Here is a 23,650-nt window from a genome sequence, read left to right as displayed (position 1 = left end):
CGCAGGTCCGCCGTGATCGATCAGTACCGACTCCCGCGCAAGGCCGCCGTCAGGCGTTCGGCGATCGCCGCCACGCCCACACCCGCCATGACGGTGTGGTGGGTTCCCGGAATCGTCACGACCTCCAGCCCGTCCGCGACCAGCTCGCGCCAGCCAAGCTCGGGTTCGCCAAATTGTTGGGCGAAACCCTCGGTGCCGCAAAACAGCAAGACTGGCGTATCACCGAGCGGCGGCTGGTAAGCGCGCAGCGCGGTATCGTTGGCCTGGGCCACGGCCAGCATCTGCCGCACCTGCCCTGCCCCGGCCTCCGGCGGCAGCAGTCCCTGCCGCGTGGCCGCCTCCAGCACATGCGACCACTGCTCCGGCGCCGCCACGCCGCGCAGCTGGTCCCAATCCATGGGCAGGCGCGGCAGCAGAATGCCGAGCAGCACTACATCGTCGTGCAGCCAGTCCGCGCCGGCCAGCTGGCCATACGCACCGTTGCGGTACAGCGGCTGCGCGCTGGCGTTCTGCGCGCGCGAGTCGATCAGCGCCAGCAGCGCGACCTCGTCGCCGGCCTGGCGCAACTGCCGCGCCATCTCATACGCGATGCATCCGCCCATCGAATGCCCTGCCAGATGGTAGGGCCCGGCCGCTTGCCGCGACTTGATCAAGGCGATGTAGTCCGCAGCCATGTCCTCGATGTTGTCCAGCGGCGCCTCCTCGCCCTGCAAGCCACGGGCCTGGACGCCGTACACCGGCTGATCGGCGCCAAGGCAGCGCGTCAGCTCGACATAGCCCATGGTGTGGCCGCCGTACGGATGGATGCAGAACAGCGGCGCGCGGCTGCCGCCGGTGCGCATGCCGACCAGGCGTGAAGCGCCGGCCGCGCTGCCGGAACGCAGCGCCTGGGCCAGGCTTTCGACCGTCGGGTGCTCCAGCAGGACTGCGCTGGACAAGCTGCAATCAAAGCTCCGCTCCAGGCGCAGGATGACGTTCAGGGACGACAGGGAGCTGCCGCCGAGGTCGAAGAAATTGTCGTCAAGCGCGAGCTCGTCCACGCCCAATATCTCCGCGAACACCTTGCCCACTTCCAGCTCGAACGCATCGCGCGGCGCGAGCCGGCGCGCGGGCGTAGCCTGCGGCGTCGGCGCGGACGCCGCTTCAACGCGCGTCACGGCCGCGAAGCGGGTGGCGGACGACGTCGTGGCCTCGCGCGCCTCGGGCCAGTAGCGATAGCGATCGAACGGATACACCGGCAAGGCGATGCGGCGCCGCGCCGCGTGCTCGTGCAAGCGCCGCCAATCGGGCGCGACACCGTTGCACCAGAGCTGCCCCAGGCTGGCCAGCAAGGCCGCACAGTCCGACGGCTGCGTCGCGCCGGCCAGCGTCGGACCGGCAAAGCGCACGTTCTGCTTGTTGGAGTGGCGCTGCAGGATGGCGCTGAAGGTCTGCCCCGGACCGGTTTCCAGATAGATGCCGTCCGGCGTCTCCAGCAACAACTCCAGCCCTTGGGCGAAGCACACGGTCTGGCGCATATGCCGTACCCAATGGTCGGCGCTGGTGGCCTGCTCGGCCGTCACCCACGCTCCCGTCACGTTGGTGATGTACGGAATCTGCGGCGCGTGCAGCGCCACTTCAGCCAACCTCGCCCTGAATTGCTCCAGGATGGGGTCGAGCATGGCGGAATGGAAGGCATGCGAGGTCGGCACGCGCTTGCTGCGCAAGCCGGCCTGCTCCAGCGGAGCCGATAGTGCGGCGATCGCCTCCATCGTCCCGGCCAGCACGCAGGCACGCGGGCCGTTGACCACCGCCAGGTCCACCCCGGCGCCGAGCAAGGGCTGCAGCTGTTCAACGCTGGCCTCGACCGCCAGCATGGCGCCGGCGGGCAGGCCCTGCACCAGCTGGCCGCGCGCGGCGACCAGCTGGAGCGCGTCGGGCAGCGACATGACGCCGGCCAGGCAGGCCACCACGTATTCACCCAGGCTGTGTCCCATCATGGCGTGCGGACGCACGCCCCAATGCATCAGCTGGCGGGCCAGCGCATACTCGACCACGAACATGGCCGGCTGCGTGATCGCCGTCTGCGCCAGCTGCCGCGCGGCGTCCTGCTCGGCCTCCGGCGCCGGATACAGCAGCGTGCGCAGATCGAGACCCAGCGCCGGCCACAGCAACTCGGCGCAGGCGTCGACCTCGGCACGGAACTCGGGCAGCGACGCATACAGGCCGCGCCCCATGTTGACTTGTTGCAGACCTTGGCCAGGGAACAAGAAGGTCACCCGCGCGGCGCCGTCCGCCATCGCCACCGGCACCGGCTGCGCGGACGTGGCCGCCAGCGCCGCCGCCGCGCTGGCCGCATCGGCGCCCACCACGGCGCGCCGATGCGGCAGCGGCGCGCGCCCGGCTTGCAGCGTGTAGGCGACATCGGCCAGGTCGGCCGCCGGATGCGCGCGCAGGTAGTCCGCCAGATTGCGGCTCATCGCTTCCAGCGCCGTGGCCGACTTCGCCGACAACGTCAACAACTGCTGCGGCAGCCCGGCCGCCGTGGGCGGGGCCAGCGGCGCCTGCTCCAGGATGAGGTGGGCGTTGGTGCCGCCTATGCCAAACGAGCTCACCGCCGCGCGGCGCGGCAGGTCCGACACCGGCCAGGACGCCAGCGCGGTGTTGATGCGGAACGGGCTGCGCGCCAGGTCCAGCTTGGGATTGGGCGACTGGAAATGCGGCATGGCCGGCACTTCGCCGTGGTGCAGCGACAGCGCCGCCTTGATCAAGCCGGTGACGCCGGCCGCCGTGTCGAGGTGGCCGACATGGGCCTTGGCCGAGCCGAGCAGACAATATTCGCGCTCGTCCGTGTAGCGGCGATAGGCCTGGGTCAGCGCGGCGACCTCGATCGGATCACCCAGCGGCGTGGCGGTGCCATGCGCCTCGACCAAGCCGATGCTGCGCGCATCGACGCCGGCGCGGCGCAGCGCCTGGCCGATCACGTCGGCCTGCCCGTCCACGCTGGGCGCGGTGAAGCCGACCTTGCCGTTGCCGTCGTTGTTGATGGCCGAGCCCTTGATCACGGCCCAGACGGTGTCGCCATCGCGCTGGGCGTCGCTCAGGCGCTTGAGCACGACCAGCGCGCCGCCGCTGCCGCGCACCGTGCCGCCGGCGCCGGCGTCGAACGCCCGGCAGCGGCCGTCCGGCGACAGGATGTGGCCTTCCTGGTAGAGATAGCCGGTCGCGTGCGGCACCTCGATCGACACGCCGCCGGCCAGCATGATGTCGCTGTCTCCCTGCAGCAGCTGCTGGCACGCCAGGTGCACCGCCACCAGCGAGGTCGAACACGCGGTCTGCACCGTGAGCGCGGGGCCGCGCAGGTTGAGCTTGTGGGCCAGGCGGGTGGACAGGAAATCCTTCTCGTTCAGGATGGTGGTCTGGAACAGTTCGGCGGCGGACTCGGGACGGACGTCGAGGAAATGCTGCAGATACCCTGCCCGCCCGACACCGCCGATCACGCCGACGCGGCCGCAATCGGCGCCGCCGCCGTAGCCGGCGTGCTCCAGCGCCTGCCAGCCCAGTTCCAGGAACAGGCGCTGCTGCGGATCCATCAGCTGCGCCTCGCGCGGCGGATAGCCGAAGAACGGCGCGTCGAAACAGGCCACGTCGTCCAGGACGCCCTTGCGTTTGACGTAGCGCGGCTCGCGCAGCAGTTGCGGGTCCACGCCCGCGTCGAGCAACTGCTGGTCCGTCAGCTCCGTGATGGACTCGGCGCCGGCGCGCAAATTGCGCCAGAACTCCGCCACGTTGGCTGCGCCGGGAAACTTGCCAGCCATGCCGATGATGGCGATGTCGGTGCCGGCCGGCGCGCCGGACGGCACGGCATGCAGATGTTCGCGCGACTGCGCGTCCAGGTCCTGCCCGTGGCTCAGCGCGGTGCGCAGGTGATTGGCCAGCGCGCGGATGGTCGGGAAGCGGAACAGGTCCATGGTCGGCACCGTCAGGCCCAGCTTCTCCTCCAGCAGCACCTCGACCTCGACGATGCTCATCGAATGGCCGCCGACGTCGAAGAAGCTGTCGTCGATGCCGACCGCCGTCAGGTTCAGCACCGCTTGCCAGATGGCGGCGATCTGCTGCTCCAGCTGGTCGCGCGGCGGCGCGATGCCGGCGTCGGCGGAGCGGCCGGCGGGCGCCGGCAGCGCGCGCCGGTCGATCTTGCCGTTGGGCGTCATCGGCCAGGCGTCGAGGAATTGGAATGCAGCCGGCACCATGAAGTCCGGCAGCTTGCCCTGCATGTGGGCGCGCAGGTCGGCGCCGCTGACGACCGCGCCGTCGCGGGCGATCACGTAGGCCACCAGGCGCTGGTCGTTGTTCGCTTCGCGCCGCGCCAGCACCAGCGTGTCGCGGATGGCGACATGCTCGCCGATGACGGCTTCGAGCTCGCCCAGTTCGATGCGGAAGCCGCGTATCTTGACCTGGTGGTCGAGGCGGCCCAGGAACTCCAGGCTGCCGTCCGGCAGATAGCGGGCCAGGTCGCCGGTCTTGTACATGCGTTCGCCGGGGGAGCCGAACGGGTTGGCGACAAAGCGCTCGGCGGTCAGGTCGGGACGGCCGAGATAGCCGCGCGCCAGGCCGACGCCGGCGATATACAGCTCGCCGGCGACGCCGCGCGGCACCGGCTGCAGCAGCGGGTCCAGCACGTACAGCCGGGTGTTGGCCAGCGGCCGGCCGATGCTCACGCACTGCGTCTGCGGCGCCAGCACCGTCATCGTCGCGCACACCGTGGCCTCGGTCGGGCCATAAGCGTTGATGAAGCGGACCGCGGCGCTCCAGCGCCTGACCAGTTCCAGGCCGCAGGCCTCGCCCGCCGTGATCACCGTCTTCAGCGTCGGCAGGTCGGCCGGTTGCAGCAGCGCCAGCACCGACGGCGGCAGCGTGACCACCGAGACGCCGTGCCGGTTGATGGTATGCACCAGCGCGGCGCCCGGTATCAAGTCCATTTTCGGCGCCAGGCACAGGCTGGCGCCGGCACACAGCGTCATGAAGACCTCGCTGACCGAGGCGTCGAAGCTGAACGAGGCGAACTGCAGCACCCGGCTCTCCGGCGCCACCTGGAAGCCGTCTATCATGGCCTGCGCCAGATTCGACAGGCCCTGGTGTTCCAGCATCACGCCTTTGGGGCGTCCGGTCGAGCCCGAGGTGTAGATCACATAGGCCAGGTCGGTCGGCGCCGGACTGGCCTGCGGATTGTCGTCCGGCGCATCGGCCATGCCGGCCAGGTCGGTGTCGACGCACACCAGCCGCGCGGCGCTGGCCGGCAGGCGCGCGCGCAGCGCTTCCTGGGTCAGCAGCAAGGAAACGCCGGCGTCCTCCAGCATGTAGGCCAGCCGGTCTTGCGGATACTCGGGATCGAGCGGCAGGTAGGCGCCGCCGGCTTTTAGTATCGCCAGCACGCCGACCACCAGCTCGGGCTGTCCGCGCTCCATGCTCAGGCCGACCAGTTGCCCGCGCTGCAGGCCCAGTCCGCGCAAGTGATGCGCCAGGCGGTTGGCGCGCCGGTTGAGCGCCTCATAGGACATGCTGTCGTCGCCGTAACGCAGCGCCGGCGCCGACGGCGTGCGCGCCGCCCACTGTTCGAACCAGCGATGGGCGCAGATTTGCGGGAACGGCGCGTCGGTGGCGTTGTGTTCGGCGCGGATGCGCTGTTCGCGCTCGGTCAGCATCGGCAGCCGGTCCAGCGCGAGCTGGGGCGCGTGGGTGGCGCCCAGCAGCAGGGTCTGGAAATGCTCGACCAGATAGGCGACGCTGTCCGCGTCCCACAGATCGGTGTTGTACCAGCACACGCCGCGCAGCGAGCCGTCCACCTCCTCCACCACGAAGTCGAGGTCGAACTTGACGCTGCGCAGCTCCAGCGGATAGGAGTCGAGCCGCAGGCCCGACAGGTCCAGGCTGGCGCCGGCCAGGCCCATGCGCGCCGCCGCCACGCCCTGCATGTGGGACAGCTGCGATTTCTGGTAGGTGAAGGCGACCTGGAACACCGGGCTGCGGCTCAGATCGCGCGGCAGGCCCAGGCGCTCCACCAGCAGTGGGAAAGGGAAATCCTGGTGATCCTTGGCGCCGACCAGCACCTCCCGCACCTGGTGCAGGAACTGGGCGAACGGGGTGTCCCCGGCCAGATGGACGCGCAGCGCGCACGGACTGGCGAAGTAGCCGACGGCGCGCTCGTAGCCCTGTGGCGGCCGGCCGAAGCGCGGCGAGCCGACGGCCAGGTCGTCCTGCCCGGTGTAGCGGTACAGCAGCGCGTAGAACGCCGCCAGCAGCACGGTGTAGAACGTCACATCCTCCTGCCTGGCCAGGGCGCGCACTTGCCGGGTCAGTTCTTCGCTCAGCTGGAACGCGTGGCCGGCGCCGGCGTGGCGCTGGACCGGCGGGCGGGGACGGTCGGTCGGCAGGTCCAGGTGGGCCGGACCGGCAAGTTGCGCTTGCCAATAGGTCCAGTGCTCGTCGCCGCGCGGCGACGCCAGCAGATCGCTTTGCCATGCGACGTAGTCGGTGTACGACAGCCCGTCCGGCGCCGGCGCGGAGGCTTGCCCGGCAACGCGGTCGCGATACAGCACGCCCAGCTCGTCCATCATGATGATCAGGGACCAGGTGTCCGTCGCGATGTGGTGGCTGTTGAACAGCAGCACGTGCTCGTTGTCGCCGCGGGTGAACAGGTGGCAGCGGAACAACGGGCCGTTCTTCAGGTCGAACGGCAGATGCGCCGCCTCGGTCAGCCGCGCGTGCAGCCGCTGCGCGTCCCATCCGGCGGCATCGATCTGCTGGAAGCCGGCGCGTCCCTGCGGATGGATCAGCTGCACCATGTCGCCGTGCGGCGCGGCGTAGCTGGTGCGCAGCACGGCGTGGCGCTGGACCAGCTCGTGCAGGGCCGCTTCGAGCGCGGCGACGTCGAGCGGGCTGCGGATGGTCCATGCCATCGGCAGGCCGTACTCGGCGCCGTCGGGATTCAAATTCCACAAGAACCACATGGCGCGCTGGCCGCGTGATGGGGTCGCCACAACCGGCGCTGCGGTGTTGTCGTAGATGCTATTGCTCATGGGGAGGGAAACTTCCTGATAGATGGTATCGATGTCGGAGAGCCGGCGCGCCGCGTGGCGCCGGGGGGCCTGTGGCCTAAAATGTCAGGTGCGACCAGCGCGCAGCCGGTGCACCAACAACATGGCCGCCGCGCCCGAGACGGCCGCGCAGACCAGACTGGTTTTCAGGCCGCCGAGCGCGGCGACCTGGCCCCACAAGGCGGCGCCGGCCGCGCTCGCGCCCATGATGGCCATCTGGTACATCGCCATGCCGCGCGCCCGCACCCAGTCGGGCAAGGCCAGCTGCACCGACACGATCAAGGCGTTGGCGGTCGCGATCCATGCCATGCCCGCCACAAACATGATGGGCGCGGCAAAATAAGCATGGGTGGAAACCGCCACGCCGCACATCGCGGCCGAGAACACCATGGCGCCGCGCAGCGCTAGCATCTCACGCGACATGGATAGGCGCCAGCGCGGCAGGAACAGCGCCGCCAGCACCGTGCCGCCCCCCATGCAGGCCAGCAGAATGGTGAAGGTTCCAGTGCTGCCATCTTGAAAGTGACGCGCCACCAGCGGCAACAGCGCCAGCAAGGCGGTCGAGTGAAAGAAGAACAGGAAGATGCGCAGCAGTACCGCCTTCAATGGCGCGGACCGCAGGGCGTAACGGACGCCGTCAAGCATGGCGGCGAACAAGCGCTGCTGGCTCGCCGGCACGGGCCCCTGGGCATGGCGCCAGCGCATGATGAGCAGCGCGGCCAGCGTCGACAGGACGGCGTTGAGCGCAAACACCCAGGCCGTGCCGGCACTGGCGATCAGCGCGCCGGCCACCAACGGACCAATGATGCGCGAGGCGTTCATCGATACGCCGTTGAGCGCGAGCGCCGCCGGCAATTGGGCGCGCGGCACCAGATCCGGCACGATGGCGGCAAACACCGGCCAGCGCATGGCCAGGCCGATGCCGTTGGCGAAGGTCAGCCCCAACAGCAACGCAGGCGAGCTCATCCCGGACAGGACCGCCAGCCACAGCAGCAACGCCACCGCCGCCACCCAGCACTGGGTGAGGATCAGGTAGCGGCGCCGGTCCACCATGTCGGCCAAGGCGCCGCAGGGCAAGCCGAGCAGGAAAACCGGCAAGGTCGACGCGGTCTGTACCAGCGCCACCATGACCGGCGACGCGGTGAGCGAGCTCATCATCCAGGCGATGGCCACGTCGTTCATCCACATGCAGACATTGGCGGTCAGCCAGGCGCACCACAACATGCGGAACGCCACATGCTTCAGAGGGGCCAAGGCGGACGGCGGCACGGCGGAGGTGTCGTCCGGGAGAATACGGGGAAGCGAAGCAGGCATGGGGAGTCAGGAAGGATGCGCGTCGGGTGGTGTCGCGGCGGACCGAACCGGGCGAGCGCGGCATTATACCTTGGCGAAACGCATGGCGTCACTGCGCAGTTTGCCGGCGCCGACGTAAAACGGCGGCAGGCAACCATCGTCGCCTGCCGCCGTTTTTCATGGCTGCGCTCAGGTTTGTATGGTGTTCATCACGTTGCCCGGTTCGATCAGGTTAAAGACGACGGTTTCAGGTATCGCCTGCGCGTTCGGATGCAGCGACAGATAACGCGCAGTGTCCCTGGCCTGGCGCAGCTTGATCGCCGCCCCCACTTTGTTGGCGGCTTGGTAGAAGTTGAATACCGCCTCGCGCAAGGCAGGCTCGCTGAAGGCATAGGTATCCTGCACGATGTCGATTGCCGGCGCCAGTGTGTTGCGGCCCAGGATGGTTTCGGCGTACGGCCCCTGTCCCGTCACCGACGCGTTGATCTGGATGTCCATGAAGTTCATCTTGCCCAGCGCCGGATAGATGACGCCGGGGTCCGGCAGACAGGCCAGCACGTCGCCCGCGGTCCAGCTCGAGGAATCGGCCGCTGGCGGCGCGTACATCAGCGTCGAGGCGTTCGGCACGAAGGCGGCCTGATTGTAGGCGCCATCGTTGATCACCGTATGCTGCACCGAAAACTGCCAGATGAACATCGCCAGCACCTCTTTCAGCGTGGCCGTGGTGAGCACCTCGTCGGGGAAGCGTTGCGCCGGTGTTCCGCCGTCGCGGTAATTGAAGGCCGGGATCAGCTTGCCGAAGAAGCGCTGCAACTGACTGTCGGCGGCCACCGCGCTGTCGCCGCCGGCATAGACGGTGTCCACAAACTGAGAAGCGAACGCCGCAATCGCGTCGTACCACAGCGTGGCGTCGTGCACATAGGCGTAGGAGAACGGCGTTTCGTGCACGCCGCGCTTGCGGGCATCCTTGGGGATGGCCAGGTCAAGGAAGCGGAACGCCGGGTCGCCGTAGATCCGGTCCTGCAACTGGTAATTGCCGATCCGGCCGCAGGAGAAAATCTGGTCGTAGACGAAGCCGATGTTGTACACGCCGGGCTTGCCGTTGACGGTGCGCGTCTGCGGGAAGGACAGTGCGTCCGGATCGAACGCGCTATTGTAGATGGTCTGCTGAAACTCCAACGCCTTGCTCAGGTGCGGCTGCAGCAGCTTGAACACCGGGTGCTGCTGGAACGCTGCACTGGAACCGGGATTGACGTCCGGATTGAACACCTCCTCGGAGAACAGGGCGATCGAGACCATGGCGCAGATCTGGTGCGTGAGCAGCTGATGGAAGCCCACGTCATGCAAGGTCTGGCCGGCGCAATTGGTCAGCATCTTGGCCAGCAGCCAGGCGTTCTGCGCGTTCGGCATGCCGGGCGTGAACAGCTCGCCCTTATCCTCAAGCTGGATCGCCACCGGCGTCAGGTCGCCCTGGCCATTGACGCTGTAGAACACGATCGGCTTGGGCAGATAGTAGCCGCTCGGTATGGTGGTGCAGGCGGACAGGTAGCGGCGATAGTCGGCCACGTAGCGGATCTGCGCCAACGGCCCGAGCAGGTCCGGGTGCAGGATGTTGGCGCTTTCGATCAGCTGGCGCACGTCTTTTTCGCTCACCGCGGCCAGCAGTGTGGGCATGAAGCCAGCCAGCTGCTGGCGGGCGAATTCATCGTCGTCCTTGAGCCAGAAGGCCGGCGCCGGAATGGTCTGGAAATTCTGTCCGTAGTAGAGCGCTTCGAGCATCGCCACCGCGTCGTCTTGCGGCGCAGCCGGCGCCGGCTGAGCCGCCTGCGCGGCCGCGCGCCGCGCCACGTTGTCGTCCCACAGATCGCCCAGCATCCGCAACACTTGCCGGTCCTTGGCCGTGCCCTTCATCGATTGCGGCGCCTTGGCGAAGTCGCGGATGAAGGCCGGCACGCTGCCTTCGAATACCTTCTGCCCGGACGGGTAGATGCTGTCCGCCGCGCCTTGGGCCGGCCACGCGGGATCGCGGTCGGCCAGGTTGTAGGCGTACTGGTATTCCATCTGGTTGGCGGTGACTTCGTCCTGCTCGATATCGGGCGCCTCGTCGACGCCCCAGGTCTTGTGCAGCTGGGCGATCGCATCGTGGCGGCCGGCGTGCTGCAGCACGTGGTAGACGGCGTTGTAGGCCGAATCGAGCGCGCCGACGATCCAGCCGTGATGCACCGAACAGCATTCGCCGGCGAAGTTGAGGTGGCCGCCGAATTCCGGTGTGAGCAACGCAGGATAGATGTTTTTGAACTGGCCCGGATTGAACAGCGCAAACGCGCCGCCGCCCGACTTCTCGTCCCAGAACCAGGTCTTGGTGGTCTTGCCGTCGTGGTAGCCGGCGAATTGGGCCGCGATGTCGACTTCCGGGTACAGATGGGCGATGCCCTTCAGGCATTCGGCCACGCGCGCCTCGTCGTCCAGCGCGCCGAGCTTGCGCGCGTCCTGCGCCCAGCAATAGACTTGCAGCACGCCTTGCTTGCCGTCGTAGCCATAGGACGGATAGATGATCTGGCGGTTGGCGTGATCGGTCGACGCCGCGCCCAGGCCCTTGTCCTGGCGCTTGCCGAGCTCGGCCCAGAACTGCGTCTTGAAGGTCAGGAAGGCTTTAAACGACGGCATGAATTGGCTCTCACGGATCGCTTGGGCCTTGTCGAAGGAAATATTGTTGAGCAGGTTGGTCTTGAATTCGCCGTTCAGATACGCGCCATTCGGCAGCGTGGTGATCACATAGCGATAATGCTTGTCGATGAATTCGTCGCCCGGCTGTTCGCGCTTGCGCAGCGGCTGGTCATGCTCGTCGAACGGGCCTTGCAACTTGCGCACCTTGACCTTCATGCCACCGTCGCCATCGAACAGCGCGGGGTCGTGCGAGAGCTCGACGACTTTATGTTTCAGGAACACGCGCTGCTTTTCCTGCGGCGCCGCTGGCCGCGCCAGCGATGCCGGCGCGGCGACCGGTGCGACACTGCCGGGCGGCTGCGCGTCGGGCGTCAGATTGTCCGGCGCATAGGTGTACCGGCCGTTGGCGTCCTGCTTCAATCCCACCCGCACCAGCGCGCTGTTGCCGTCTTCCTCGCGCACACCGGCCGCCATGTCGAGCACCCTGCGGCAGGCGTCGGGGAAGCGCTGCATGCCCTGCTCCACCGTCAGCATGTACACATTGCTGTCCTTGGCGTCGTAGGGATTCTTGCTGCCGCCCCAGTCGTAGTTGGCGATCACCATCTCCACGAACGACACCGAGAACATGCCGGTGCCGACCGAGGTGGTTTCCAGATAGCTGGCGATCGACCACGGCAGCAGATCGCTCTTGGCGCCCATCGCCGGATCGTAGTACTCGCCCATATCGCCGAGCGTGAAGACGGTGGTCAGGTAATCCCACATGGAGTACTGGTCGTACTGCATCAGCATCGCGAAGCCGTCGGGGAAGGAGGCGGTGATGGCGGCCATGAAGTCGGCGTTGACCTGGCCCATCACCATGTTGACCGGCAGGTAGAGACCATCCTTGCCGGTCTTCGGGGTCATCCAGACCTGTGGCACGTCGCCGCCGTTGTCGACGTCGAAATTCAGCGTGTTGAGATCGGCATCCTTGCTGAGGATGGGCGCTTTCATATTATTGAAGCGCATGCGCTGGACCGGCGAATTGTAGTAGAACTTGCGCCAGAAAACCTTCTGCTCGTCCAGGCCGTGACGCTCCAGCACCGCGTTGACCGCCAGCGCAAGCTGCTGCACCGGCAGCATGTCGGCGGAAAACTGCGGCAGGCGCATGCCGCCCATTTCGCCGTAGAGGCCGGACGTGTCCTCATGGGCGGGGTCGTAGTCGGACGAATACCAGGTGTGGATACGGCCGCCGACCCGGTCGGAGCTCTCGAACACCTCGCATTCGATGCCCAGCGATTGCAATATCAGCCCGGAGAACAGACCGGCGAAGCCGCCGCCGACGATGCCGACCGTGAGCGGCTCGGCGACGCCGGCCGGGCGCGACGCGGCCTTGAGCAATTTTTTATTGCTGGCCTGCTTCAACTGCTGGTCAACGGTTGCGCGATAGGTATGGCCGTGATTGGCCAGCAACCACGACGAATAGGCCGAGCGCAGGGAATTCACGCGGCCTGGCGCCGAGGCTGCGCCGGTTTTAAAAGTAAGATAGCTCATGATGGTCCTGTGAAGTGGAATGTTTACACGAGGTGCCGGAGGGGGATGGAGCCGAACCAGTATGGACCGTATCGTGCGGCAGAATCTCACGAATTGTAATAATGGAACAGTTTGTTTTTCATTAGCAGCTGGGCGCGGGACGCAAAAAAAACGCCATAAACCCCTGATTTACAAGGCTGTTGATTTGCAGCGAAATTTGACCCACTTTGCCGCATAATTTGCAATCGGAACTGCCCCACGTTTAAGACACAATCCTGCTCATGACAATGAGCGGGGTATCGGAGTGATCAACGTGGCGTTACTAGGCATTATTCGACGCTGGCACATTCGCGAGCAGATCCCATTGAGAGAGATCGCCAGGCGTTTGGGCATCTCCAGAAACACCGTCCGACGCTACCTGCGCTCGGAAACCATAGAGCCAGCCTACGCTGAGCGGCGCTCGACCCGCGCCATCGACAAATACGCGTTCCAGCTTTCCGCGCTCCTCAAGACCGAGGCGGCGCGCTCGCGCAAGCAGCGGCGCACGCTGAAACAGATCCATGAGGACCTAAAAGAATTGGGGTTCGAGGGGTCTTACGACAGGGTCGCGGCGTTCGCGAGGACCTGGAGGGCGGGTCAAACTGAGAGGGTCAATCCGGCCAGCAAACGAACACCTTGCGGGCATCCGAATCGAGCCAGTTATACAAAGCCACCACTGATTTCGGAAGTCGGCACGCTCAGCTCTTCGTTTAACCTGAGACGAATTTTCGAAAGTGCCGCGCCTTGTTCTTTTTCATCTTCGGGGTGCAGAGCCCTCACAATATGCCTGGCCGCGTCTGCAAGTATCGTCCCCCAAGCCAACTCTTCATCGACGCCCATTCCATCTCGGTACATACCGATCTTCAATGAGCAATGCAGCTGTTGCTCTGCTACCCATACACGTAGCATTTCTACCGCAGCGGGGTCTCTCAATGCGGCTTTAGGTACGGGACGTTCATTCATCAAATCTACCTTAAAAAAATCAATGGCTGCTGCTGGCCGTTACTTGTCGACGGGGTGCATCATGAGAGCATAGAGTTCAGCGACTCGTTCGATGGTAATTCCGTTTCGTTGCTCTACAGCCAGCGGATGGTCCGTGGGTTGAAGTTCGATGTAAGGTCGAATTCCATTGTCCCTTATATGGACCATCGTCTTGAGGCTTACTGTGTCCGGATAAGGTTTTAGCCAGGCATTGAGCCAGCCCAAAAAAGGGCCTGCATGTGAGCGTTTATCCAAGTCATAGCACTTTATCCACTCGGAAAAATTGGCCTCGCTGAGTGAAACCCAGACACCCCAGCTAAAGGGCTCGGTTTCACCTATGACCGGAATTTCTATACATCCACGAACGAAAAAAAACTCCCCGTCTACTACGCAATCATCACTACCCAAGTCACATCGCTCTTCTCGCTCTTCTTGGGGAACCTCGTAATAGGACAACGGCGCATGCGCACCAAAGCTTGGCATTCCTTCGTGAACCTCGTCACATGAAGCGCATTTAAAAGAGAACATTTCAGACTTACTTTTTTAATTTTGGACAATCCATCACCTTGCCACGTGGTTGCATGGATAGCAACGAGGCGGCAGAAATTTGAGCGGCGGCTTCTGGCCGGAGTCCGCCGTTAGCTGTGAAGTGGTGTGACGGACAGCACTTTAACCTTAGAGGTCGCGTCGTGAACCTCTTCATCGCCATTGAGATAATTCCAGAAGTCCTCGTAGGCAATTTCCACATCCCGAATTGTTGCACAATCTGCGAAAATTCGATTCGTTGCAGTATCAATTATTTCATCACGCGGTGCTGTGAAGGCATGAGGTTCGACAGTTAAATCAACGGACAGTGCCCTAACGCTATACTTCATATCTCACCCACTATTTCTCTAATTGCTAACGATGGTCTGCTGCTGGCCGGTTGCAGGGCCTGGCTTCTGGTCCACCCTACCGTTATTCTTTCTTTTTCATCAGGCCGGCCAAGGAGGCAAACGGATTATGCGTTGCGGGCGCGACCTCGGCCGACTTCAGACTAAGTCCCCGATCGGCCTCAAGATAACGCGAGTGTTCGTTATCGTGGCAGTAAAGGCACAGCAATTCCCAGTTGCTGCCATCAGGCGGATTGTTGTCGTGATTGTGGTCACGATGGTGCACCGTAAGCTGCGACACATTGGTATGCGTAAATTCGCGCATGCAGCGCCCACACACCCACGGATACATTTTCAGCGAACGCTCGCGATAGCCCAGCTCGCGCTGGTCGGCCGCGCGCCGTGCGTCGGCCACAATTTTATCCAGCCGCGCGGCGTCCGGTTTTTTCCCAACTGTCATGCTTATTCCTTCCATTGCTGTTACATGTTGACCGATGTGTTGCGCTGACCGATTGAATCCACAGTCGACATGAACCTACTTGAGAACAACCGTTCGAAAAATCTCATACGCCACAAGAGCAAAAAACAAGTACGCAAACCAAGGAACCAAAAAATATGGCACCACCGGAATGTGAATTACCTTATCCAATATCAGATACACCGTAGAAAAAACAAAAGCGGTAGCGAGCAACCAGTTCTTTTGTTTAATGAAGAGACCTGCACATGTTACCGTACCTGCCAAACCAATAATCGTTGCAATTTGCATGTTGATTAATTAATAAAATATATGTTACTAAGAATACCGCTGTGACAAATGGCCGTCAACGCCCTGCTTACCTCAATAATGCCTGCACTTGGCCGCTTGAGTTCGTCTTCGCGATGAATCGCCCTCTTACGCTTATGTCGCGTCCTCGTCGGCCTTGCTCCGCTTCTTCGCCATGACGGGATGAAGCGTCTCATGCCGAGCCAGCATGGCTGCATACTCCTGCGCCTTGCGTAGTTTGGTCTCAGGCTTTATTGCTGTCTGCACCCTGAACAACACTGCATAGCGGTTTTGCGAGTTGAGAGTGGCGAAAAATTCGGCTGCCCCGGGGTGGTCAGCGAATGCAGCTTGAAGTTCGGGCGGCACGCTCGCCATGCTAGCCGATTCGTATGCTGCATCCCATCGACCATCTTTTTTCGCTCGCTCGATTTCAGCCAGGCCGCTCGGCTGCATCTTACCTTCCTCAATATACCTAAGCACCTTCTCGCGGTTGACCTTGGACCATAGACTGCGCGGGCGACGCGGTGTCCAGCGCTGCAAATAGTGATGGGCGTCGAGCGAACGCTTCTGGCCGTCAATCCAGCCGAAGCACAGCGCAACTTCCAATGCCTCTTGATAGCTTACGCTAGGGACCGGGGCTCCCTTTTTCGAGTGCTGCAGCCACACCCCGTCAGAGCCGTCGTGATGGGCTGCAAGCCAATGCGCAAACGCTCCCTGGGATGGGAACAGCATCATCTCAACATCTTCGGCCATTGAATCACTCCGATATTTTTTAGTCAGACTGCCGGATCTAGCCGTCAGTTCCTGGCCGGACGTGGTCTACGGGGGCAGCATAACAGCTTGTCCATATGAAAAAAACGCAAATTGTCACCCGATGGCGCGGGTCGAGCGCCGCTCGGCGTAGGCTTGCTCTATGGTTTCCGAGCGCTAGCGCCGGATGGTGTTTCTGGAGATGCACAACCACCTGGCGATCTCTCTCAAAGGGATCTCCTCGCGAATGGATCGCGGCCATACCTGCCGTCGCAGCAGTTCGGCGAGCCGGTCAGCCAGCGGCTGCAGGGCTACGCCGATGCAACCGATCTACTCGGCCAACGTCGAGCGGGCCAGTGTCGCGCCCTGGCGAGCGGCGATCTGCTCGATCCGGTACAGCGGCAAGTGGTCAAGGTATTTGCAGGCGGCGATCCACGCCAGCAGGCCGGTGGCGGCCATGCCGCCGTCGATGATGGCCGGAGGGATCGGCGCCACCGTCACCGTCTAGCACGGACGGCAGGGGTACTGTGGGCGGAGGTGGCGGTGCACCTCTCCCCTGCCGCTGATCGACAGAGCGTCAGACCGCGCCGAGCGTATTGCGGCGGAGCGCCCCGACCAACATGCCCAGACCGAGCAAGAACATCGACGCCATGCCCGGTTCCGGTACCGGGCTGGTATTATCCCGCGCGATGAAGGACAGGTTATCCGCGTAGCCATCGTTGTCGTTCGAAGCGAGACGCTCCATCGACAGCCAGAACGACAGCTTGCTGGTGCCAGCAGGCATGATTCCCACGGACTCCCGGTAGTACAGGCCTGTCTGGTTGCCGCGATCTTGCGGGGTGACGGGACCGATCGAGGCGTTTCCTATCTCATTGTTCCCCGCATCGAGAAACTGCACAAAGAACAGTGCGTTATCGCCCTGGCTGGTCCAGCCGCCGAGCCATCCGCTCAGGGAATAGGAACTGTTCCGGGCGGTCGCCACGCCGAAGTCCAGGGTCTGAGTGCCCACAGCATACTGCCCGAGGCCGGCGAACATCTTGGTTCCGCGATCGACCGGGCCAGGCTGGGTGGGAAGCACCCAGTTGTTGCCATAGTCCACCGACTGGACCATGTTGTAACCCGGGTAGCCGGTCCAGCCGCTCACGCCTGCTTCGGCATCGCCGTTGACAATGAGGTTATGACCGTAGATGACATCAGCCTTGCCACTACACGCCACGGCGAACAAGGCCGCGGCAACGAAAAATCTGCACTTCATGAGAAGCTCCTTATAAAAATCAAATGACGCGGTACTGGTCAAGTTGCGCTGCCCCGCGCATCGCAGGGTCACTGATAGACGGCAAGCCGTTTTCCAGATGGCCGGCGAAGCGGCGCATCCAGCCCGGCAAGCCAGCCACACGCAGGCTGTAGTCGTACCAGTTGGAACTCGATGCCAGGGGAAGCCGGACGGCGCTCCTCGAACGTGCGACGACGCGCACTTCCAACGGCTTGTTCGCGTAATACTTGTTGGCAGTGAGTAAGAAGGTGCATGGCTGTGCGCCATTGTTGAGCAGGTCAATGACCAGCTCGCCAGCGCTGCGTTCGGCGCGCAGGATGATTTCCGGCCATGCAGCGTTGCCGTCACCGCGCACGTCCCCAACGATGTGGCGATGAAAGCCGTTCGGTCCCAGTACCCAGAGATCGTAGGCGGATGCGGTGCTCCAGCGGCCCGTCAGCTGTTTGCCAGGTTCGACCGTATAGCGGCGCGGGACCTGCTCCAACGCCAGGCGGTCGTACACATGAAACACCGCCCCGGCTTCGCCCAGGTTGTCGAATCTGAGCTCCACCTGGCCGCCTCCGGCCGGCACCTGTGCCTGCACCTGGAGTTCGTAGGGCAGTGCGCGTGCCGGACGCACGCCGGCAGCTTGGACGGGCGCCGTCAGGGTGGTCGGCGTTGCGGGGACCTTGGTGTTTGGCAGGCTCAGCGCCATCGAACGCCGCGCAGCCGTTTCCGGCAGCAGTTGCGTGAAGCCGTTGTCGTTCGGGTTTGCGAAGTCGAAACAGGACAGCAGGTTGCCGCTCACCGCACGGCGCCATGGGCTGATCAGCGGCTCGCGCACACCGAAACGCGCCTCGATGAAACGCACCACCGATGTGTGGTCGAAGACCTGCGAATTCACCCAGCCGCCCTTGGTCCACGGGGAGATGACATACATCGGAACGCGCGGCCCCAGACCGTAGGGGCGATGGAGCGTACGTGCATCGGCGCCGTTGAGCACGTGATGATACTCGCCGGTTGTGTCGACGGTCGACGCACCGGCGAGCTGCGACTGCGCCGGATTGCTGCCGTAACTCGTGTACGCAGGGACCGCCGGCGGTGGCATGTGGTCGAAGAAGCCGTCATTCTCGTCGAAGTTGATGATCAGGACCGTCTTGCTCCAGCTCTCAGGATTGGCGGTCAGGGCGTCCAGCACGCGCGCGATGTAGTCGGCGCCCGACGCAGGACTTGAGGGACCCGGGTGTTCGGAGCCTTCGGCTGTGGCGACGACCCAGCTGACCTGCGGCAGGCGGTTGGCAAGCACGTCGGCCTTGAGCAGGTCGATGTCGCGCGTCGTGGTGCCGCGATCGCGCAGCGATTGCGAATAGCCCGGCCGGCGATACCACGCGTTGCGGAAAGAGCGGAATCCCGCCAGCGAGTTATCGGTGAAGTTGTCCGCCATGTTCTGGTAAACCTGCCAGCTGATACCCGCCGCTTCGAGTCGCTCCGGATAGGTGGTCCACAAGTAGTCGGTGGACATGTCCGGATTGAAGTCGTCGCGGCTGTTGTCAGTCGATGGGCCGCCGGCAGCCGCCAGGGGATCGTTGTGGCCGCTGAACAGGAACAGCCGGTTGGTGTTGGTACCGGTCTGGGTTGCGCAGTGATAGTGGTCGCAGATGGTAAAGGCACGCGCGAGCGCGAACTGGAAGGGAATGTCGGCGTCAGCGTAATAGCCCATCGCGCGGTTCTGCTTGACCGTGCACCAGTCATTCATACGTCCTTGGTCCCACGCCAGCTGGGCGTCAAGCCAGGCATGCGGCGTCCCGGCCACGCGCATGACGGGAAAGTCCTGCACCGTGTTGAGCCGGAACGGCGCGATGGCGCTGCCCTGGGGCCAGTTGGGCCGGCCAGGCACCGGCGCCCCGCCGACAGAGCGCTGCACGAACACTGATTTGCGATTGAAGAGATTTTGCCGGTCCATCACCGGAATCGGAAAGGGATCACCGAATCCCCTTACCCCTTCCAGGGTGCCAAAGTAATGGTCGAAACTGCGGTTCTCCTGCGTCAGCACGACGATATGCTCAACATCCTGCAGGCTACGAGTGCGCTGGTTGGCGGGGAGTGCCAGCGCCTTTTGGATGGACGGTGGAAAGGTCGCAAGCACGGCACTTGCGCCGGCCGACTTGCCCATTTTGCGGAGGAAGTCACGTCGGCTCATGCCTGCACCTGCGTGCGGGCGCGCGCGAATTTGGAAATATGCATTTGATTGATCCAGGTCGATTGTCGGGGAAACATGAAAACTGAAGTCGTGCAAGCCCGCAGCTTACGTAACAATGATGAAATGTTGATGACATGGCATGCAATTGACAGCACTTCACTTGTTTCGGTAACAATTCTGGCCAGGCTACTATGTGCGCAACGCCGGCCTGGCGAGCCGCCCCAACCCATGCACCGGCATTCGCGGCTTTCGCGAACTGGGCCGCGACGCCTATACCGATGACGCAGTCCACGACGCGGTGTGGCAGGTTGCTGACCTGAGGTTGCAAGATGCGATGGAATTTGACTTGCCGCCCGACGAGATACAGCCCGCGTGCGGCGACGTACAGTAGAACATCCGTTCGGCACATTGAAGTCCTGGAGTAAGCATCCGCTGAGCGCCGTCTTGAGTGCCGTAGAAAATGAATCGATGACGGCATCACTCCGCTGGGAAGGCGCGTCATCTTAAAGGGCTGCTGGCAGCTTGCAGTTCCAAGGCAAGAAATCATCAACCCGGTTGACGGGATGATCGGCGATATGTTCGTCGCGAGGTTTACCCCGGATATCGGCCTCGATCAGATAAAGTTCGGCGATGCGGCGCAGCGCCTCGGTGGTCAGCGGGGTTGGTCGCGCCGCGTACAGGTCGTGGAATTTGCGCCGCGCGTGTCCCCAGCAGGCCGCTTCGCGGATCGTGCCGTCTTCGAACAATGCGTTGAAGCCGGCGTAGGCGTCGGCTTGCAGCACGCCCCCGAACTTGGCCAGGTGCGTTTGCGGATGGATGCCCTTGCGATCCGCCGTGTAGGCAAACCAGACGGCTGGCGGCGTGATGTCGCCGGCTGGTCGGTCATCGCGGACATAGGTCCACAGGCGCGCGGTCTTGGTCTTGCCGTTGCCCGGCGCCAGCACGGGGATCGGTGTGTCGTCGGCATGCAGCTTTGCTGCCGCCAGCACGTGCCGTCCAATGGCGTCCACCAGTGGCCGCAGCAGCGCGCGCAGCGCCTGTTTGAAACTGCTTGGGCGGGCGCGCTCGCAACTACCACTATGCCCGGGCGATGGCCGGCCGCTAAGTGGCTTGCCGGCACTACCGCCGCGCGCGCAGCATTGAAAGCAGCGGGGCGGCTCGGTCTATCCAGCTATGTGTGGCCATCGCCCCTTGCTTACGCTGAGCGAGCGGCCACGCCGCAACCGGCCTATTCCTGGCGCCAGTATTCCCAGTGCATGGTCAGGCCGTCGATGTGGCCTGTCCCCGCGTAGCCCGAGATGTGCGTGAGCGCGGGGCGCTCGCTTTCGGGCGGGTCGGCGCTCCAAGGGTGAATGTTGTTGTAAACGATGGTGTCGCCAGCGCCGAGGAGGCGGCCACGGTTCGTTTCAAACCAAAGCGAGTGCATCACCTCGCCTTGGGTGCCGTAGGCGGCCACCACCATTTCGTCCGGCTCCAGGGTCACGTCTGCGTGCATCGTGCCGCCCACATGGCCGTGTAGCCCGGCAGACACGCCTCCGTAAAACAGTTCCACCCCGTCGAGCCGGTCGCCGGCGTGCACTTTGATGCGAGTAATCGGGGCGCTCGGCACGTCGGCAAAAGCTTGGTGCTTGCGACCAGCGTACGGGCCGCTCGTGAACAGCACCTTCGTGCGGGTAGACTTGGTTTTTTCGTCCGGGTCGAGGTACTTCCAAAGGTACGAAGGCGTCAGAAACGCATCCAGCTCGATGCCGAACTGGGCTTCAAGGACCAGCTTACGGGCAGCCATGTCGCTGTTGGCCCGATCTTCGGCGTCGCGAGTACCTCCGGTCAGGGTGTTGTACTGGTAGCTTCGCGACACCCAACCCGTTAGGGCATCGCGCGCAGTGTAGATGTGGTTAGTGGAAGGGCCGACGATGCCAACAGTCGTGCTCTCGGCATGAACGACGCTGAGCTTTCCCAAGCGCCAGTCCATGGCCTTAACCCGGCTGAGGCGGCTGGCCGCCAGGTAATCATTCAGCTTGCGGCGAAACAGCGCCAGGTTTACTACCCGCGACTGGTCGGGTTCGCCATATATCTTCTCGTAGAACAGCACTTGCTCGCGCAGCATGGTGAGCATGATGGTGCCCAAGGCCACAAAATACGGCATCGTCTTTTCAGGGTTGCGCTGATCGAGGAAGTACGGCTCGGCCTCGTTGAGATTGCCCAGCACCGCCGTGAACCACTGCGCTTTCTGCTTGCCAAGTGCGGTTTGGTAGGCACTCAGGTTGCTGTAGATACCGGCCAGGCGCTTGTCGAGGTCAATCACCCGCTCCTGGGCAATAAGCTCGCGCATCAGCGCTTCTACGTAGCTGCGCATCTGCGCAAAAATGGCGGGCTGCCCCGACGGCCACAGGAACGACACTAGCCCTTTCAAAGCCGAGCCTACTTCGGGAACGCTGCCCGCAATGCCCGCCACTAAATCCTTCAGTCGATCCGACGTCTCGTCCGCAATATAAGGGTGGGAGTCCATACCGCTGGTGCTGCTGGGCTGCCCATCCACCGGCACCATCTTGAACAGCTGGTTCTGGTCTTCACCCTTCGGGTTCTTGCGCTGCTGAATGATCGGCGCGTCATCGGCCATCGAATAATCTCGGACGTCCAGTATTTTTCCGCTGTGCACGGCCTGGATGTAGGAGTAACCATTGCCACCCGAAATGAACTGAAATCGCTCGTTGTCCGAGATGCCAAGCCAGCGGCAAATGCTCAGCACTGCCCCGTTGGCTTGCGACGCGCCCATGATGTCGAGGAGGTGCAGATCAGGATTGCGCAGCCGAATGAAAAAATCGCGCATACCGGCCGTCCGAAACGAGAACTGCTGCAAATGCTGCATTTCGTCGCCCTTGGTCTGTTGCACCACGTGGGTGCCCGAGTTGGCGTTGGGCACGCCAAGCACTTTGCGGCTGTGCTGGGCCATGATGTAGTAAAACTTCTCTTGGTCTGGTATGAATGACATAAGTGAATGAGTTGAGGGTGTGAGGGTTGAAGAAGCCGCAGGCTTTGCGCGCGCCTATCGGGCCAGCTTGAACTGATTCGCCTCAGCAGTAGGCGGGCCGGCTTGCACCGACTCGCCGTTCCACCAGGAGGAAATCCAGCTCAGGAGAACTTGCAGTAACGCCGCAAGCGCCACGGTATTGAATAAGGTGCGCTGTCAATGGTGGACACTTCCGTTTCAAGCAGCCAGCTCGGTTCTGCTGAGCCTTTCAGCGAACCGCGCCGGAGATTCGTAGCCAAGGCGCGAGTGGCGCCGTTGGCGGTCGTAGAAAATCCCGATGTACTCCTTGATCGCCGATTCGCCGTCGCCCCTGGTTGCATATTTCTGATGATGAACCAACTCGTTTTTCAGGATTCCCCAAAAGCTTTTCGTCGCCGCGCAGTCGCAGCAGTTTTCCCTGCGCGACATGGACGGCCGCATGCCAAATTGAGCGAGCAATTTTCGATAGTCGTCCGCGCAGTTCTGACTGCCGCGGTCCGAACGGCGTATCAGCCCGGCCGCCGGCCGCCGGCCGCTTGCCACGCACGACTGGCCACAAAGCCTGTGCCGTCAGTTCCCGCGTCATGTGCGCACCCATCGCGTATCCCACCATTTCACACATGAAGACGTCTTTGATGGCAGCCAGGTACAACCACCTCTCGTCCGTGGAGATGTACGTGATGTCGGTGACCGAGGCCGCGTTGGGGCGCGTCGGCGCGAACGTCTGATTCAACAGATTCGGGGCAACCGGGAAGCCGTGCTTCAAGTGCGTCGTCATCTTGAACTTGCGCTTTTGCTTACAACGCAGACCCGACTCGCGTCTCCGGCGGACGACCCGATCGCGCCCGGTTTCAAGCCCTTGCGCCACCAACTCGGGCCACAGGCGCAGCGGCCCGTGGTGTTGGATCAACGTGGGGTCCAAAAAACGAATTCGGGACGGGGCGTGTCGCAGACGCCAGATCCGATGCAAAAGGAGCGCGCCCGCAGGCGCGCCTGGCAGGCTCGCGGTGCTCAGGATGCGCGGCGGCGGGCGGCGACGCCGCGCAAACCCAGGCCGCCCAGCCCATGTCGTCCCCGGGACGGCGCTGAAAGTGTAGGTAACGTCGGCCATGGCGGCCGACGCCATCAATGTGGTGAGTAAAGCCAGGACGGCAGAGCTAAGGAAGCGCTGATTTAATCGGTCTCTGGCGTCGGAACCGTCGGTAAGCTGTCACAATATCACCTTCATTCCTCGCGAG

13 protein-coding genes and 3 pseudogenes are annotated in these 23,650 nt (G+C 63.6%); 2 read left to right on the top strand and 14 right to left on the bottom strand.

Annotated features, from left to right (window positions below; genetic code table 11):
- Nucleotides 1–20: 20 nt before the first annotated feature.
- The 3 genes from AC07OK_RS26255 to AC07OK_RS26245 all read right to left on the bottom strand — a co-directional run bounded on the left by AC07OK_RS26255 (nucleotide 21) and on the right by AC07OK_RS26245 (nucleotide 12,566).
- Complete coding sequence (locus AC07OK_RS26255) at nucleotides 21–7,058, bottom strand: hybrid non-ribosomal peptide synthetase/type I polyketide synthase (RefSeq protein ID WP_494693015.1); 7,038 nt, start codon at nucleotides 7,056–7,058, stop codon at nucleotides 21–23.
- Between the two features lie 84 nt (nucleotides 7,059–7,142).
- Nucleotides 7,143–8,390 (bottom strand): MFS transporter, encoded by a 1,248-nt coding sequence (locus AC07OK_RS26250; RefSeq protein ID WP_494693014.1) that lies wholly within the window; start codon nucleotides 8,388–8,390, stop codon nucleotides 7,143–7,145.
- 168 nt (nucleotides 8,391–8,558) lie between these two features.
- On the bottom strand, nucleotides 8,559–12,566 hold the full coding sequence (locus AC07OK_RS26245) for a flavin monoamine oxidase family protein (RefSeq protein WP_494693013.1): 4,008 nt from the start codon (nucleotides 12,564–12,566) through the stop codon (nucleotides 8,559–8,561).
- A gap of 283 nt (nucleotides 12,567–12,849) precedes the next feature.
- Here AC07OK_RS26245 and AC07OK_RS26240 point away from each other — a divergent pair.
- Nucleotides 12,850–13,191, top strand: a pseudogene (locus tag AC07OK_RS26240) (helix-turn-helix domain-containing protein); the annotation flags it as partial.
- Nucleotides 13,192–13,244: 53 nt separating this feature from the next.
- Here the strand turns inward: AC07OK_RS26240 and AC07OK_RS26235 are convergent.
- From AC07OK_RS26235 to AC07OK_RS26200, 8 genes are all read right to left on the bottom strand, one after another.
- On the bottom strand, nucleotides 13,245–13,547 hold the full coding sequence (locus tag AC07OK_RS26235; protein WP_494693012.1) for a DUF5076 domain-containing protein: 303 nt from the start codon (nucleotides 13,545–13,547) through the stop codon (nucleotides 13,245–13,247).
- Nucleotides 13,548–13,586: 39 nt separating this feature from the next.
- Entirely contained in the window at nucleotides 13,587–14,093 is a 507-nt protein-coding gene (locus AC07OK_RS26230; protein WP_494693011.1) for a DUF2199 domain-containing protein, read from the bottom strand.
- Between the two features lie 110 nt (nucleotides 14,094–14,203).
- Nucleotides 14,204–14,440 (bottom strand): hypothetical protein, encoded by a 237-nt coding sequence (locus tag AC07OK_RS26225; RefSeq protein WP_494693010.1) that lies wholly within the window; start codon nucleotides 14,438–14,440, stop codon nucleotides 14,204–14,206.
- Between the two features lie 82 nt (nucleotides 14,441–14,522).
- Entirely contained in the window at nucleotides 14,523–14,897 is a 375-nt protein-coding gene (locus AC07OK_RS26220) for a YajD family HNH nuclease (protein WP_332852239.1), read from the bottom strand.
- 438 nt (nucleotides 14,898–15,335) lie between these two features.
- Nucleotides 15,336–15,953 carry a YdeI/OmpD-associated family protein gene (locus tag AC07OK_RS26215; protein ID WP_494693009.1) on the bottom strand — a complete coding sequence of 206 codons (618 nt, stop codon included), beginning with the start codon at nucleotides 15,951–15,953 and terminating at the stop codon, nucleotides 15,336–15,338.
- A 327-nt stretch (nucleotides 15,954–16,280) separates the two neighbouring features.
- Nucleotides 16,281–16,445 carry an IS66 family transposase gene (locus tag AC07OK_RS26210; RefSeq protein ID WP_494693008.1) on the bottom strand — a complete coding sequence of 55 codons (165 nt, stop codon included), beginning with the start codon at nucleotides 16,443–16,445 and terminating at the stop codon, nucleotides 16,281–16,283.
- 82 nt (nucleotides 16,446–16,527) lie between these two features.
- Nucleotides 16,528–17,205 carry a PEP-CTERM sorting domain-containing protein gene (locus tag AC07OK_RS26205; protein WP_494693007.1) on the bottom strand — a complete coding sequence of 226 codons (678 nt, stop codon included), beginning with the start codon at nucleotides 17,203–17,205 and terminating at the stop codon, nucleotides 16,528–16,530.
- A 19-nt stretch (nucleotides 17,206–17,224) separates the two neighbouring features.
- The gene (locus AC07OK_RS26200; protein ID WP_494693006.1) at nucleotides 17,225–19,402 is read right to left on the bottom strand and encodes a phosphocholine-specific phospholipase C; all 2,178 of its coding nucleotides are present in this window, start codon (nucleotides 19,400–19,402) and stop codon (nucleotides 17,225–17,227) included.
- A 193-nt stretch (nucleotides 19,403–19,595) separates the two neighbouring features.
- On the opposite strand from AC07OK_RS26200, the gene AC07OK_RS26195 reads away from it, so the two are divergent.
- On the top strand, nucleotides 19,596–19,793 hold the full coding sequence (locus tag AC07OK_RS26195) for a hypothetical protein (protein ID WP_494693005.1): 198 nt from the start codon (nucleotides 19,596–19,598) through the stop codon (nucleotides 19,791–19,793).
- 175 nt (nucleotides 19,794–19,968) lie between these two features.
- On the opposite strand, the pseudogene AC07OK_RS26190 reads toward AC07OK_RS26195, so the two are convergent.
- From AC07OK_RS26190 to AC07OK_RS26180, 3 genes and pseudogenes are all read right to left on the bottom strand, one after another.
- Nucleotides 19,969–20,466 (bottom strand): annotated as a pseudogene (locus tag AC07OK_RS26190) (IS66 family transposase); the annotation flags it as partial.
- A 164-nt stretch (nucleotides 20,467–20,630) separates the two neighbouring features.
- Nucleotides 20,631–22,394 carry an RICIN domain-containing protein gene (locus tag AC07OK_RS26185; RefSeq protein ID WP_494693004.1) on the bottom strand — a complete coding sequence of 588 codons (1,764 nt, stop codon included), beginning with the start codon at nucleotides 22,392–22,394 and terminating at the stop codon, nucleotides 20,631–20,633.
- 216 nt (nucleotides 22,395–22,610) lie between these two features.
- Nucleotides 22,611–23,298 (bottom strand): annotated as a pseudogene (locus tag AC07OK_RS26180) (IS3 family transposase); the annotation flags it as partial.
- Nucleotides 23,299–23,650 lie beyond the last annotated feature (352 nt).

It is taken from the genome of Duganella sp. GW821-FHT07G03 (assembly GCF_059418605.1).
This window is presented reverse-complemented; position numbering and strand designations above follow the sequence as displayed.